Below are 13,827 nucleotides of genomic sequence, written 5' to 3'. Positions count from 1 at the left end.
GACCGCCGCTTCGCCTTCGACAGCTATCGCCGCTTCATCCAGATGTACTCCAACGTGGTCCTCGATCTGGATCACCACATGTTCGAAGAGATCCTCGATGAACATAAGGAGCGCCTGGACGTCACCGTCGACACCGGCCTTTCGGCCGACGACTGGGAACGCGTGGTCTCGGACTATAAGGACGCCGTTCAGCGCGAGCTGGGCAAGCCCTTCCCGCAGGATCCGCACCTCCAGCTCTGGGGCGCCATCGGCGCGGTGTTCGCCAGCTGGATGAACGACCGGGCCAAGTTCTACCGCCGCATGCACGACATCCCGGAAAGCTGGGGCACGGCCGTCAACGTGCAGTCGATGGTGTTCGGCAATATGGGCGACTCATCCGCCACGGGCGTGGCCTTCACCCGCAATCCCTCGACCGGTGAAGCGCGCCTCTATGGCGAGTTCCTGATCAACGCCCAAGGCGAAGACGTCGTCGCCGGCATCCGCACGCCCCAGGCCCTGACCAAGATCGCCCGCGAAGAGATGGGCGAGAAGGCCCCCTCGATGGAAGAGGCGCTGCCCGAGGTCTTCCTGCAGTTCAAGGCGGTGGTCGAGAAGCTCGAGCATCACTACCGCGACATGCAGGACATCGAGTTCACGGTGGAGCAGGGGCGTCTCTATATGCTCCAGACCCGCAACGGTAAGCGCACCGCCAAGGCGGCGCTGAAGATCGCCGTGGATCTCGCCAGCGAGGGCCTGATCACCAAGGAAGAGGCGGTGATGCGGGTCGAACCCGGCAGCCTCGACCAGTTGCTCCACCCGACCATCGATCCCGCCAGCCCGCGCGATGTGATCACCACCGGCCTGCCGGCCTCGCCGGGCGCGGCGACCGGCAAGATCGTCTTTAATTCCGACGAGGCCGAGCGCCTGGGGTCGTCCGGCGAGTCGGTCATCCTGGTGCGTGACGAGACCTCGCCCGAAGACATCCACGGCATGCACGCCGCTCGCGGCATCGTCACCGCCCGCGGCGGCATGACCAGCCACGCCGCCGTGGTGGCGCGCGGCATGGGCCGTCCTTGCGTCTCCGGCGCCGGCGAACTGCAGATCGACGGCAAGATCGGCGAGCTGCGCGTGCGCGGCCGCACCTACAAGGCCGGCGAAATCATCACCGTCGACGGTTCCAAGGGCGAAATCCTCGCCGGCGCCGTGAAGATGATCGAGCCCGAGCTGACCGGCGACTTCGCCACCCTGATGGAATGGGCCGACAAGACCCGCCGCCTGAAGGTTCGCGCCAACGCCGAAACCCCGCTCGACGCCCGTATGGCCCGCCAGTTCGGCGCCGAGGGCATCGGTCTTTGCCGCACCGAGCACATGTTCTTCGACGAAGACCGCATCGCCGCCGTCCGCGAGATGATCCTCGCCGACGACGAGGCTGGCCGCCGCACGGCCCTGGCCAAGATCCTGCCGATGCAGCGCAACGACTTCGTCGAGATCTTCAACATCATGGAAGGCCTGCCGGTCACCATCCGGCTGCTCGACCCGCCGTTGCACGAGTTCCTGCCCCACACCGAGGCCGACCTCGAAGGCCTGGCAAAGTCGACTGGCCTCGACGCCGCCAAGCTGATGCGCCGGGCCAAGGAACTGCACGAGACCAATCCGATGCTGGGCCACCGCGGTTGCCGCCTCGGCGTGTCCTATCCTGAGATCTACGAGATGCAGGTCCGGGCGATCTTCGAGGCTGCCTGCGAGATCGCCGAAAGCGGCAAGACCGCCCCGATCCCGGAGATCATGCACCCGCTCGTCGCCAAGGGCGAAGAGATGAAGTACCTGCGGGTGCTCACCGACCGCGTCGCCCAGGCGGTGCTCAAGGAGCGCGGCCAGAAGATCGAGTATCAGGTCGGCACCATGGTCGAGCTGCCGCGCGCGGCCATCCGCGCCGGCGACCTGGCCGAAAACGCCGAGTTCTTCTCCTTCGGCACCAACGACCTGACCCAGACCACCTTCGGCATCAGCCGCGACGACTCTGGCCGGTTCCTGAACGCCTATCTGGAGAAGGGCATCTTCGAAAAGGACCCCTTCGTCAGCCTCGACCAGGAAGGCGTCGGCGACCTGATCCGGATCGCCACCGAGCGCGGCCGCGCAGTGCGCCCGGACGTCAAGCTTGGCATCTGCGGCGAGCATGGTGGCGATCCGGCCTCGATCGAGTTCTGCGAGCGGATCGGCCTGGACTATGTCAGCTGCTCGCCGTTCCGGGTTCCGATCGCCCGTCTGGCCGCCGCTCAGGCCGCTGTCGGCGGCATGGAAAAGGACCGCTAGGGCGCGCTGGCCTGGCCACCGCCTGGCCGGGATGACACCCGAGGTCGCTTCACGATAGGGAAGGGGGATGAGCAGTGTTCATCCCCTCGACCGCCCGGTCTGGTCTGTGCTTACCGGTCGGCAATCCGAGCTAAGCTTGGGGTTAGGCTCTGCCCTGCGGTTCGCTCCCGACTACGGCCTTTTCGCCGCGACGCCTGACACCTCTGATCAGTCCATGGCCGATCTCTCGGCCCTGGTCGCCGCCCATGGCGACTTGGCGCTGGTCGAGGCCGAGCCGCCACCGCCTATTCCAGGCGTCGCCGTCCGCACCAGTGCCGTCTGCTGGCAGATGGTGGCCGACGAACCGAACCAGGTCGGCACGGCGGCCTTCGCCTTCGAAGACCTGACCGAGGCCGATGCGCCTCAGATGCTGGCGCTCGCTACGCTCACCGCGCCCGGGCCATTCTTCGCACGCACGCACCAGCTCGGCCGCTTTGTCGGCGCCAAGGTCGACGGCCAGCTCGTGGCCATGGCCGGAGAGCGCATGCGGCCTCCGGGCCATACCGAGGTCAGCGGCGTCTGCACCCATCCCGATCACCGGGGGCGGGGCTACGCCGCCGGACTTATGCTGGAGGTCGCCGCGCGCATTCGCAGCCGCGGCGAGATCCCGTTCCTGCACTCCTACGCCCACAACACCGGGGCTATCGCGCTCTATCAGGCGCTCGGCTTCGATTTTCGCCGTGAACTGGTCATGACCACCCTGACGCGCCGCTAGCCCCGAGGCAGCGGTCGGGGTTAGGCTCGGCGCGACCGACAAGGAGACAAGCATGGCGTTGCAACTGAGCACTCGACGCGATCCGGCGACCCTCGTGGGAACGGCCTCGCGCCGGCCACGTCCACAGTCCGTGTTCGTCGCGCCGCGCGCCACGCCGGCCGGCGCGGTAGGAGTGGGGACGATGGGCGCGATGGCCCTGGGCGCCGTCGCCTTCGGCGCCTTTGCGGTCGGGGCGCTGGCGATTGGACGCCTGGCCATCGGCAAGATCGGCGTGGGCCGGGCGCGGATCAAGCGACTGGAAATCGACGAACTCGTCGTGCGCCGCCTTACCATCCTCGACGACGGCGAACCGCGCCGATAGGGTCCGCGCGTCCCGCCAGATGGTACGGGGAATCTGGAGCCTTTTCCTATGCGTAGGATCCTCGTCCCACTGCTCGCGGCCATTTGCCTGCCGTCCGCCGCCCTGGCCGCCTCGCCGGTTTCGGCTGATGGCCTGGCGCGCATCGAGATGCAGGTCGAGTCGGGGTTCCTGACGCCCGAGGAGCGGCAGGTGGTGAACCTGCTGATCAAGGCCGCCGACCAGATGACCGTGATCTACGCCAAGCAGGCGAAGGGCGATGGTCCCGGCCACGGTTTCTATCCGGAGGGCCTGACCAAGGCGCAGCTTGACGCCTACCTCACCGCCCATCCGGACCAGAAGGCCGCCATCACTGATGGCTACACCGTGGTCCGCCGCCAGGGTGACCGGCTGGTCACCATCCCTTACAATGTCGAGTACAAGGCCGAGCTGGAAACCGCCGCCAAGCTGCTTGAGCAGGCCGCGGCCATCACCACCAACCCCAGCCTCAAGAAGTTCCTGACCCTGCGGGCCAAGTCGTTCAGGTCCAACGACTATTTCGAATCCGAGATGGCCTGGATGGACCTTGAAGGCACGCCGATCGAGGTCGCCATCGGTCCCTACGAGACCTACACCGACGAGATCTACGGCGCGAAGACCGCCTTCGAGGCCTTCGTCACCCTGAAGGATCCGGCCGAGAGCAAGGCGCTCGATAAGTACAAGGGCTACCTCCGCGCGATGGAGGAGAACCTGCCGGTCGCCGTCAGCTACAAGAACTTCCAGCGGGGCGGGGCCTCGCCTATCGCCGTGGCCGAACAGGTGCGCGGCGGCGGGGACAACACCATCGGACCTCAGACCATCGCTTTCAACCTGCCCAACGACGAGCGGGTGCGTGAGGCCAAGGGCGCCAAGAAGGTGATCCTATCCAACGTCCTGGGCGCCAAGTACGACCGCATCCTCAAGCCGATGGGCGACCGGGTGCTGGTCGCCGAACAGGCCCCGCTGGTCAGCAAAAAGTACATGACCTTGGAGACGCTCTTCCATGAGTTGTCCCACAGCCTCGGCCCGGGCTCGATCAAGGTGAACGGCCGCGACACCACCGTTTCGGCCGAACTCAAGGACATCGGCGGCACGGCTGAAGAAGCCAAGGCCGACGTCATGGGCGCCTACAACATCCTCTTCATGATGGAGAAGGGCGAGCTTCCCAAGGCCGAGCGCTCGCAGCTCTTCGCCAGCTATCTGGCCGGGATCTTCCGCGCTGCTCGCTTCGGCGCCGACGAGGCTCACGGCCGCGGGGCGGCGCTGCAGTACGGCTACCTGCGCGAGAAGGGCGCCATCACCTGGGACGAAGGCCAGAAGCGGTTCCGGGTGAACGACGACGCCATGCAGGCCGGCGTCACCAGCCTGCTCGCCGAACTGGTGAACCTGCAGGGCGATGGCGACTATGCCGGCATGAACGCCTTCTTCGACCGCTACGCCAAGCTCGACCCGCAGGCCGAGCAGGTGATCGCGACACTGAAGGACATCCCGGTCGACATCACCCCGATCTATCCGGACAAGCTGTAGTCTCCGATGGGCGATCAACTCGTCACCGACCTGTTCCGGTTCAGCAGGTTTGAACTGGTCCAGCTTGGGAAGTCCTCGATCACGGTCGGCGGGCTCGCGGCGGCGATTGTCATCATCGCCCTGGCGGTCCTAGCCTCGCGCATTGTCGCCTCGGCCCTGCGCCGGGTCCGTGGGCGGGCCAGCCAGGCCGCGCCGTCGATCTACATTTTCGAAAAACTGGCCACCTACGGCCTGGTGGTGTTCGGGATCATCGCTGCGTTCTCGACGCTCGGCCTGGACCTGTCGTCCCTGACCCTGTTCGCCGGGGCGCTTGGCGTGGGCCTCGGCTTTGGCATGCAGGGCATCGTCAAGGAGTTTATCTCCGGTCTGGTCCTGCTGTTCGACAAGCTGATCCGCATCGGCGACTACATCGAGCTTCAGACCGGCGAACGCGGGATCGTGGCCGAGATCGGCCCCCGGGCTACCCGCGTCCGCAACAATGACGACCTCGACGTCCTGATCCCCAACTCCCGCCTGATCGAGGCGCCGGTCACCAACTGGACCCACCAGAACGGCGCCCGGCGCATGCATATCCCCTTCATCGTCGCCTACGGCGTCGACAAGGAGAAGGTGCGCGAGGCGGTGCTGCGGGCCGCCCACGACATACCTTTCACCCTCAAGGACACCAGCGCGCGCAAAACCCAGGTCTGGTTGGTGGGGTTTGCGACGCACGGGCTGAATTTTGAGCTGGTCGTCTGGCCGGCGTTGGAGGCTGTGAAGCGGCCTAACGCCACCCATGCGGCCTATACCTGGGCCATCGAGGACGCGTTGCGGGCCGGAGGCTTCGAGATCCCGCTGCCCCAGCAGGAACTGCGGGTCCGCAGCTTCTTCGGCGAGCAAGGAGAGGCGGCGCGCCGAACCCTGGGCCTGCATGCCGATCCGGAGGAGACCCAGGTTCAGACGCCTTCGCGCTCGGTCAACGACGCGGCCGAGGATCTGGTGCGAGGCGCCGAGCAGGACGCAGATGATCCGCTGCAGGCCAAGCCTCGCCCTGGCGGCTAGGGTTGGCCCAGGCGTTTCGTCCGGATCATTGCGCACCTCCCTCGTTTTACCATTTATGGCTTATGGAAAAGCAGCCCCTCGCCACCATCGGCTACGAGCGCCAGACCCAGGACGTCGTGATCGCCAAGCTGAAGGCGGCCGGCGTCGAGACCCTGGTCGATGTGCGGGCCGTGGCCTCGTCCCGCCTGGCGGGGTTCTCCAAGACCCTGCTGGCCGCCAGCCTCGCCGAGGCCGGCATCGACTATGTGCACCTGCGCCAACTCGGCACCCCCAAGCCCGGCCGCGATGCGGCGCGCAAGGGCCACATCGCCGAGATGACCGCCATCTTCGAGGATCACATGTCCGAGGCCGCCGCCCAGTTCGAACTGGCCCGCGCCAAGGAACTGGCCTCGGGCAAGAAGGTGGCGCTGCTGTGCTTCGAGGCCGACCACCACGGCTGTCACCGCAAGATCCTGGCCGAGCTGATCTGCGAGGACCTCGGCTGTCCGGTGGAGCACCTCTAGGGGGCTGACAAGCTAGGCCTTCTCTGGCCTCTTGCGGCGGCAACAGGGGAGGGCGCATGGCTCAGCAATTCGATCCGGCTGCGGCGACCGCCGCCTATCTGGCGCAACTGCCGCCCGGGGCGCACGCCAAGGCGGTCGCCTACACCCAGGGCGGCCACTGGCTGTTGCTGTGGGGCGCGCTGGTCACGATCCTGGTCGGCTTGCTGGTCCTGCGTTCCGGCTTGCTCGTCAGGCTTCGCGCCCGGATCGAGGGCCGCAAGGCGCGACCCTGGCTGGCCGCCGCCGCGGTCTTGGCGCTCTACGCCCTTCTCGAGACCCTGCTGACCCTGCCTTGGACGATCTATTCCGAGTGGTGGCGGGAAACGGCCTACGGCCTCACCAGCCAGCCGCTCGGCGGCTTCCTGGCCGAGCTGACGCTGAACACCTTTATCGTCTTGATCGTCTCGGTGCTGCTGTTCTCGCTGCTCTATTGGCTGATCCGTCGGACGGCCGAGCGCTGGTGGCTATGGGGCGGCGGACTGGTGACCGGCTTCATCATCGTGATGATGGTGCTGGCCCCGGTGTTCGTGCAGCCGCTGTTCAACACCTATCGCGAGGCGCCCGCCGGACCTGTCCGGGACGCCATTGTCGAGATGGCGGTCGCCGGTGGCGTGCCGCACGATAAGATCTACATCTATGACGGCTCCAAGCAGTCGAACCGCTACACCGCCAACGTCTCGGGGCTGTTCGGTACGGCCCAGATCGCCATGAGCGACGTGATGTTCGCCAAGGGCGCTGACCTGGCCGAGGTCAAGGCCGTGGTCGGCCACGAGATGGGCCACTATGTGCACATGCATTCGATCTGGATGGCCCTGACCTTCGGCGGCTTGGCGCTGGTCAGCTTCTTCCTGATCGCCCGCCTGTTCACGCCGGTTTTCAAGCTCACCGGCGCCAAGGGCGTGACCGGCCTTTCCGACCCGGCCGGCTTCCCGGCCATCAGCATCATACTGGCCGTGCTGGGCTTGCTGGGCGCGCCGATCATCTTCTCGGTCACGCGCGCGGTCGAGACCGACGCCGACCGCTACTCGCTACAACATGTCAACGAGCCGGACGGCCTGGCCCGAGCGTTGGTCAAGACCATCGAGTACCGCGCCGCGACGCCCTCCAAGCTGGAGGAGACCTTGTTCTACGACCATCCCGCGGTCGGAAGCCGCGTCCGCATGGCCATGGACTGGAAAGCCGCCCAGGCCCAGGTGGACGAGGTGAGCTAGGCGATGACGAGATCGGATCTGCTTCCGGGATTGCTCCCCGGCATGGTCTTCTTGACCGACCCGGCGCCCGGCTGGGCGAGGCTCTATGATCAGGAGGCCGCGCGGATCGCCAGGGCCCTCGGCCCGGTCGTCGTCGCCATCGAACATTACGGCAGCACCTCGATCCCGGGGATCAAGGCCAAGCCGGTCATCGACCTGCTGATCGGCCTGCCTCGCCTGGACGACGCTCTGGCGCAGATCGGGGCTATGGAACGCCTGGGCTATGACTACGCCGCCCACGCCGGCGTTCCCGGCCATCATGTCTTCGGAAAGGGCGCGGCCCGCACCCATCTGGCCCATTTTGTGGAGCATCAGCGCGAAAGCTGGATCGAATGCCTGCGTTTCCGCGACCGGCTGCGTGCGGACAACGAACTCGCCCTGGCCTATGAGCGGCTGAAGGTTGAGCTGGCGGCCCGGCATCCGCAGGACCGCGCGGCCTATACGGCTGGCAAGTCCGCTTTTGTGGCCAGCGTCTTGGCCGCGTGATCGACCTCGTCATTTTCGACGCCGATGGCGTCCTGGTGGACAGCGAGGAGATCGCCCTGGCCGTGTTGGCGCAGGCCGCGCGCCAAGCAGGGGCGCAGATCGAGCTGCCCGAAGCGCTGGCCCTGTTTCGGGGCCTCAAGATCGCCGATTGCGTGACGCAGATCGAAAATCGGTCTGGGCGCCCCGTCGGCGACGGATTCATCGACGATGTTCGCCACGCCACCGCCCTGGCCTTCGAGGCCGATCTGCGAGCGGTCGAGGGCGTCCATGAGGCTCTGGCGGCGATTTCGATTCCGGTCTGCGTCGCCTCGAACGGCCCGATGTCGAAGCTCAGCCAGACCCTCAGCCTGACCGGGTTGCAGGGTCGCTTCGAGGGGCGAGTGTTCAGCGCCTACGAGGTCGGTTCGTGGAAGCCGGATCCGGGCCTCTTCCTGCACGCCGCCCGAACGCTTGGCGCCGATCCCTCACGCTGCGTGGTGATCGAGGACTCCGTCACCGGTGTGAGTGCCGCCAAGGCCGCCGAGATGCGCGTCCTCGGCTTTACCGGCGGCCGTGCAGACGCCGGGCTCGAACTGAGCCAAGCTGGCGCCCAGCCGTTCGATCGCATGGCCGAGCTGCCGGCCTTGCTGGCAAGCCTTAGTCCTTCGGCTTGAGATCCGGTCGCGAGGCCAGGAACGCCGCGCGTTCGGCCGGCGTCAGCACCTTGGCCGCCTTCTGGCGCGAAACCTTGGGCGTAGGCGGCGCATAGCTGCGGGTCGAGGTCGCTTGGCGCCTGGGATCTGACGGCTTGGAGGGTGGTGTCATCGGCGCTTCCGCTGGGGGACTCGCCAAGATCGGCGGCCGGCCCGTCAGTCCCAGTCTACCGCGACCCAGGCGGTATGTCCGAAGTTACCCGAGCAAACCTGGGTTTGTGGTGGACTTGACGGGCGATAACTCTAGGTTGAGCCAAAGCCTGTTTTCGTGGGGCGTCGAAAATGTCTCCCAATACGCGGTTCGGTTTGGTCTGCCTTGCTGCATTTGCCGGGCTGGCGGGCTTGGCGACGGCGACAGGGCTTTCGTCGGCGGCGTTCCACTCTGATCGCGCGCCGCCGCCTAAGGCTTTCGATCTGAATGGCGAGCGTTTCCATTGGGCGGTCGCGCACGGCGTCGTCGGCAGTGTCGGCCTCAGCCGGCGAACGGCCGTCTTCGATGGCGGAGAAGCCTGGGCCCCTGAACTGCTGATCACCTGCTCAAGTCTTCAGTCTGGGGGACTGCAGGAGCGGACCTTCGCGCCCCAGGTCGGCAAGGCGCTACTCGCCGTTAAGGCTGGCGATGCGACTTTCCAAGTCGGAAACGGCGTTCGGGAAGCTGGTCGGTATCGCTTCGTGGAAGGTCAGGGAGTTCTTCCTGCGGGCTGGTTCGACGCCCTGTCCGAGGCTCCGACGATCACGGTCAGCTATGCTGGCGAGAGCCGCAGCTTCCCCGCTCCTGGCCCCGACTTGACCAAGCACTTCGAGCGCTATTGCCGCGATCTTGCACGGCGCTCTTCACGAGATGAAACCTAGCGTGCCTGGCGCCGGCTCCGACTTGCTCGGGACGCAAGTACTCTTCTAGGGTCGTTGTCATCGTCGCTGAAGCGGCGAGGGGGGAATCACATGGACCGTCGCGTTTTCCTGACCAGCGCCGCTGCGCTGGCCGCCACCTGGGCCGGCGCGCCGCCCATCGCGATGGCCGCGACCCCGGAGGATGCCCGGCTGCGGGCGATCCTGGACAGCTTCTGGGAGGCCGACCTCGACGAGGCGCCGCAACTGGCGACAAGCTTTGGCGTGGATACCGGAAAGCGCGCGGTCCAGCGGGGCCGCCTCGACGACGTCTCGTCCGCCGCCCGCGCGCGCTGGGTCGCCGCCCGCAAGGCGCGACTCGCGCAGCTCTCGGCAATCGACCAGGCCGAGCTCTCCTCGATGGGCAAGACCGACCTCGACGTCGTCCAGTACGCCTATCGCAAGATCGTCGAGGGCGGCGAGCGGTTCACGTTCGGCGAGGGCGGCTATTACGCCCCGTACTCCCCCTTCGTGATCAGCCAGCTTTCCGGGGTCTACCAGTCCACGCCCGACTTCCTGGACTCGGTGCATCCGGTGAAGACCGCCAGCGACGCCGAGGCGTATCTGACCCGCCTGGCCGCATTCGCCGGGACGCTCGACGCCAACACCGCCGACTTCCGTCAGGACGCTGCGCGCGGCGTGCTCGCGCCTGACTTCGCCCTCGACGCGACCTTGGGCCAGCTTCGCCGGCTCCGGGCGCCGGCTCCGCAGGAGCACGGCTTGACCACCTCGCTAGCCCGCCGCGCGGCCGAAGCCAAGATTGCCGGCGATTGGGCCGCCCGCGCTGCGGCCATTGTGTCGGCCCAGGTCTATCCGGCGGTCGATCGTCAGATCGCGGCGGTTCAGGCGGCGCGGCCTCAGGCCACCCCAGAGCCCGGCATCTGGAGAATTCCGGATGGCGAGGCCTTCTATGCTGGCGCGCTCGCCTTCCAGACGACCACCAACCTCACGCCTGACGAAGCGCACCAGATCGGTCTCAAGCAGGTGGCCGATCTTGATGCGCGGATGGACGTCCTGCTGCGCGCCGAGGGCCTGACGCAAGGTACGGTGGGCGAGCGTGTGGCCCAGATCTCGAAGCGTCCGGATCAGCTCTATGCCAACACCGACGCGGGCCGCGCCGAACTGCTGCAGGCGCTGAATGTGCAGACCGACGCCATGCGGTCCAAGATGCCGCGCGCCTTCCAGACCTTGCCGAAGACGCCGGTCGAGATCGTGCGCGTGCCGCCCGAGATCGAGGATGGCGCGCCGAACGGCTACGCCACCGCCCCGACCCTGGACGGCTCACGTCCCGGCCGCTTCTACATCAATCTCAAGGACACCGCGGAGTGGCCGAAGTTCACCCTGCCGACCCTGACCTATCACGAGGCGATTCCCGGCCACCAATGGGAGGGCGCGATCGCGCTCTCCTCGACCGAGATCCCGCGCCTGCGCCAGGTGGCGATCGGCTTCGCGGCCCACGGGGAGGGCTGGGCCCTCTATGCCGAACAACTCGCCGAAGAACTCGGAGCCTATGAGGGCGATCGGCTGGGACAGCTCGGCTATCTCCAATCCCTGCAATTCCGCGCCGCCCGTGTGGTGATCGACACCGGCATGCACGCCAAGCGCTGGAGCCGCGAGCGGGCCACCGACTACATGGTGGAGAAGACCGGCTTCGTGCGCAGCCGGGCTCAGCGCGAGATCGACCGCTACGCGATCTGGCCTGGTCAGGCCTGCAGCTACAAGATCGGCCACACCGAATGGGTGCGGCTGCGCGAAGAGGCCAAGGCGCGCGCCGGCGCCAAGTTCGACCTGAAGACCTTCCACGACGTCCTGCTCCGTGGATCGATGCCGCTGGTGGTGCTGGAACGCACGGTCAAGGAGATATTCCCGGCCTAGCGCGGCGGCGTCGGCCGCGCGCCGGGAAGGTGGCTACGAGCCGGTTGACCGGCTGGTTCAGCGAACCGTTTCCTTTTCCCGCGGAGCCGAAACTTGGCGCGTCCTGGTCTGGGCCTTGGGCTTCGGCAGCAGCCGAAAGCGCGACTGACACCACGCGTAGTCGATGCCAATGTCGAGCAAAGCATCGGATCGCCCGCACGGGCAGGCAAATTCCATAACTCCGGTGACGCGGTAGGTCTCTCCGGCCTGGAGGGGCACTGGCCGCCCGGTCACGTGATTGGGCGCCGCATTGACGCACAGAACCAGATCGCCAGGGCCAACCGCGTCGCTCATCGCATCCATCCGCTCGCCCCCGGCGACATTAGACCCTGCCCGGCGAGGGGCAAGGACCTGTTTGAATGGCTCTAAGGCTGGCGTTGGCCGTCTACCCGAGCTAGCAGACCGCCCATGATCCGCCTCGACAATATCTCCAAGCAGAACGGCCACCAGATCCTGTTCATCGAAGCCTCGATGGGGATCCAGAAGGGCGAAAAGGTCGGGCTTGTCGGCCCCAACGGCGCTGGCAAGACGACGCTGTTCCGCATGGTCACCGGTCAGGAACAGCCCGACGACGGACTGGTCGCGATCGATCCTGGAATGACCATCGGCTATTTCAGCCAGGACGTCGGCGAAATGTCCGGCCAAAGCGCGGTCGCCGCGGTGATGGACGGCGTCGGCCCCGTCAGCGCCCTGGCCGCTGAAATGGCCAAGCTCGAGGCGGCGATGGTCGATCCGGATCAGGCCGATCAGCTGGAAGCCGTCATGGAGCGCTATGGCGAGGTGCTGGAGCGCTTCCAGGAACTGGACGGCTATGCGCTGGAAGCCCGCGCGCGCGAGGTGCTCGCCGGCCTGAGCTTCAGCCAGGAACGCATGGACGGCGATGTCGGCCTGCTGTCCGGCGGCTGGAAGATGCGCGTCGCGCTGGCCCGCATCCTGCTGATGCGGCCCGACGGCATGCTGCTGGACGAGCCCAGCAACCACCTCGACCTGGAAAGCCTGATCTGGCTGGAGGCCTTCCTCAAGAATTACGGCGGGGCCCTCTTGATGACCTCGCACGACCGCGCCTTCATGAACCGCATCATCGGCAAGGTGGTGGAGATCGACGGCGGCGACCTCGTCACCTACTCGGGCGATCTCGACTTCTACGACCAGCAGCGCGCGCTCGGCGATCAGCAACGCCAGGCGCAGTACGAGCGCCAGCAGGCCATGCTGGCCAAGGAAATCAAGTTCATCGAGAAGTTCAAGGCCCGCGCCTCGCACGCCGCCCAGGTCCAGAGCCGGGTCAAGAAGCTCGACAAGATCGAACGCGTCGAGGCCCCGCGCCGTCGCCAGTCGGTCCAGTTCGAGTTCCAGAGCCCGCCACGGTCGGGCGACGACGTGATCAGCCTGCGCAACGTCCATAAGGGCTACGGCGACCAGCCGATCTACGCCGATCTCGATTTCCTGGTGCGCCGCAAGGAACGCTGGTGCGTGCTTGGCGCCAACGGGGCCGGTAAATCGACGCTGTTGAAACTGGTGGCCGGCGCCACCGCGCCCGACCAGGGCACGGTCAACATCGGCGCCAGCGTCAGGATGGGCTATTTCGCCCAGCACTCCATGGACCTGCTCGACGGCGAAGAGACGATCTTCGAGTCCCTGGACAGCTCCTTCCCGCAGGCAGGGCAGGGCGCGCTGCGCACCCTGGCGGGGTGCTTCGGCTTCTCCGGCGACGATGTCGAAAAGCCCTGCCGCGTTTTGTCCGGCGGCGAGAAAGCGCGGCTGGTCATGGCCAAGATGCTGTTCGATCCGCCGAACCTGCTGGTGCTCGACGAGCCGACCAACCACCTCGACATGGCGACCAAGGAGATGCTGGTCGCGGCCCTGGCGGACTTTGAGGGCACCATGCTCTTCGTCTCCCACGACCGCCATTTCCTGGGGGCCCTGTCGAACCGCGTGCTGGAGCTGACGCCCGAGGGAGTCCATCAGTACGGCGGCGGCTATGCGGAATATGTCGCCCGCACAGGCCAGGAAGCGCCAGGGCTGCACCCAGGAGGCTAAACGGCGCTGGCCCTCAGGCCAGCGCCGC

Annotated in this window: 13 protein-coding genes; 12 read left to right on the top strand and 1 reads right to left on the bottom strand. The window is 66.8% G+C overall.

Annotated elements, in window-relative coordinates:
* The 9 genes from ppdK to Q8M13_RS01155 all read left to right on the top strand — a co-directional run.
* Positions 1-2,292, top strand: a 2,292-nt coding sequence (gene ppdK, locus Q8M13_RS01195) for a pyruvate, phosphate dikinase (protein ID WP_305297793.1), incomplete at its 5' end; no start/stop codon positions are given.
* Positions 2,293-2,359: 67 nt separating this feature from the next.
* Entirely contained in the window at positions 2,360-3,046 is a 687-nt protein-coding gene (locus Q8M13_RS01190) for a GNAT family N-acetyltransferase (RefSeq protein WP_305297792.1), read from the top strand.
* 52 nt (positions 3,047-3,098) lie between these two features.
* Complete coding sequence (locus Q8M13_RS01185; protein ID WP_305297791.1) at positions 3,099-3,407, top strand: hypothetical protein; 309 nt, start codon at positions 3,099-3,101, stop codon at positions 3,405-3,407.
* Between the two features lie 48 nt (positions 3,408-3,455).
* The gene (locus Q8M13_RS01180) at positions 3,456-4,949 is read left to right on the top strand and encodes a hypothetical protein (protein WP_305297790.1); all 1,494 of its coding nucleotides are present in this window, start codon (positions 3,456-3,458) and stop codon (positions 4,947-4,949) included.
* A gap of 6 nt (positions 4,950-4,955) precedes the next feature.
* The gene (locus tag Q8M13_RS01175) at positions 4,956-5,990 is read left to right on the top strand and encodes a mechanosensitive ion channel family protein (protein ID WP_305297789.1); all 1,035 of its coding nucleotides are present in this window, start codon (positions 4,956-4,958) and stop codon (positions 5,988-5,990) included.
* 62 nt (positions 5,991-6,052) lie between these two features.
* A complete protein-coding gene (locus tag Q8M13_RS01170; protein ID WP_305297788.1) occupies positions 6,053-6,493 on the top strand; it encodes a DUF488 family protein in 441 nt (146 codons plus the stop codon).
* A gap of 56 nt (positions 6,494-6,549) precedes the next feature.
* On the top strand, positions 6,550-7,743 hold the full coding sequence (locus Q8M13_RS01165; protein ID WP_305297787.1) for a M48 family metalloprotease: 1,194 nt from the start codon (positions 6,550-6,552) through the stop codon (positions 7,741-7,743).
* A 3-nt stretch (positions 7,744-7,746) separates the two neighbouring features.
* Positions 7,747-8,268 (top strand): GrpB family protein, encoded by a 522-nt coding sequence (locus Q8M13_RS01160; RefSeq protein ID WP_305297786.1) that lies wholly within the window; start codon positions 7,747-7,749, stop codon positions 8,266-8,268.
* Positions 8,265-8,921, top strand: coding sequence for an HAD family hydrolase (locus Q8M13_RS01155; protein ID WP_305297785.1), 657 nt, complete (start codon positions 8,265-8,267; stop codon positions 8,919-8,921). Before Q8M13_RS01160 ends, Q8M13_RS01155 begins: the two co-directional genes overlap by 4 nt.
* On the opposite strand, the gene Q8M13_RS01150 is transcribed toward Q8M13_RS01155, so the two are convergent.
* Complete coding sequence (locus tag Q8M13_RS01150; protein WP_305297784.1) at positions 8,905-9,072, bottom strand: hypothetical protein; 168 nt, start codon at positions 9,070-9,072, stop codon at positions 8,905-8,907. The two genes, Q8M13_RS01155 and Q8M13_RS01150, sit on opposite strands and share 17 nt — an antisense overlap.
* A 170-nt stretch (positions 9,073-9,242) precedes the next feature.
* On the opposite strand from Q8M13_RS01150, the gene Q8M13_RS01145 reads away from it, so the two are divergent.
* From Q8M13_RS01145 to Q8M13_RS01135, 3 genes are all read left to right on the top strand, one after another.
* Positions 9,243-9,812 carry a hypothetical protein gene (locus tag Q8M13_RS01145; RefSeq protein WP_305297783.1) on the top strand — a complete coding sequence of 190 codons (570 nt, stop codon included), beginning with the start codon at positions 9,243-9,245 and terminating at the stop codon, positions 9,810-9,812.
* 90 nt (positions 9,813-9,902) lie between these two features.
* A complete protein-coding gene (locus Q8M13_RS01140; protein WP_305297782.1) occupies positions 9,903-11,723 on the top strand; it encodes a DUF885 family protein in 1,821 nt (606 codons plus the stop codon).
* 447 nt (positions 11,724-12,170) lie between these two features.
* A complete protein-coding gene (locus tag Q8M13_RS01135) occupies positions 12,171-13,799 on the top strand; it encodes an ABC-F family ATP-binding cassette domain-containing protein (protein WP_305297781.1) in 1,629 nt (542 codons plus the stop codon).
* The last annotated feature ends 28 nt before the right edge of the window (positions 13,800-13,827 follow it).

This window comes from Phenylobacterium sp. (assembly GCF_030681155.1).
Classification (GTDB): Bacteria; Pseudomonadota; Alphaproteobacteria; order Caulobacterales; family Caulobacteraceae; genus Phenylobacterium.
This window is presented reverse-complemented; position numbering and strand designations above follow the sequence as displayed.

Coding starts and splice junctions, on each gene's coding strand:
- Q8M13_RS01190 (WP_305297792.1), top strand. CDS start 2,360: ATGAGCAGTGTTCATCCCCTCGACCGCCCGGTCTGGTCTGTGCTTACC.
- Q8M13_RS01185 (WP_305297791.1), top strand. CDS start 3,099: ATGGCGTTGCAACTGAGCACTCGACGCGATCCGGCGACCCTCGTGGGA.
- Q8M13_RS01180 (WP_305297790.1), top strand. CDS start 3,456: ATGCGTAGGATCCTCGTCCCACTGCTCGCGGCCATTTGCCTGCCGTCC.
- Q8M13_RS01175 (WP_305297789.1), top strand. CDS start 4,956: ATGGGCGATCAACTCGTCACCGACCTGTTCCGGTTCAGCAGGTTTGAA.
- Q8M13_RS01170 (WP_305297788.1), top strand. CDS start 6,053: ATGGAAAAGCAGCCCCTCGCCACCATCGGCTACGAGCGCCAGACCCAG.
- Q8M13_RS01165 (WP_305297787.1), top strand. CDS start 6,550: ATGGCTCAGCAATTCGATCCGGCTGCGGCGACCGCCGCCTATCTGGCG.
- Q8M13_RS01160 (WP_305297786.1), top strand. CDS start 7,747: ATGACGAGATCGGATCTGCTTCCGGGATTGCTCCCCGGCATGGTCTTC.
- Q8M13_RS01150 (WP_305297784.1), bottom strand. CDS start 9,072: ATGACACCACCCTCCAAGCCGTCAGATCCCAGGCGCCAAGCGACCTCG.
- Q8M13_RS01145 (WP_305297783.1), top strand. CDS start 9,243: ATGTCTCCCAATACGCGGTTCGGTTTGGTCTGCCTTGCTGCATTTGCC.
- Q8M13_RS01140 (WP_305297782.1), top strand. CDS start 9,903: ATGGACCGTCGCGTTTTCCTGACCAGCGCCGCTGCGCTGGCCGCCACC.
- Q8M13_RS01135 (WP_305297781.1), top strand. CDS start 12,171: ATGATCCGCCTCGACAATATCTCCAAGCAGAACGGCCACCAGATCCTG.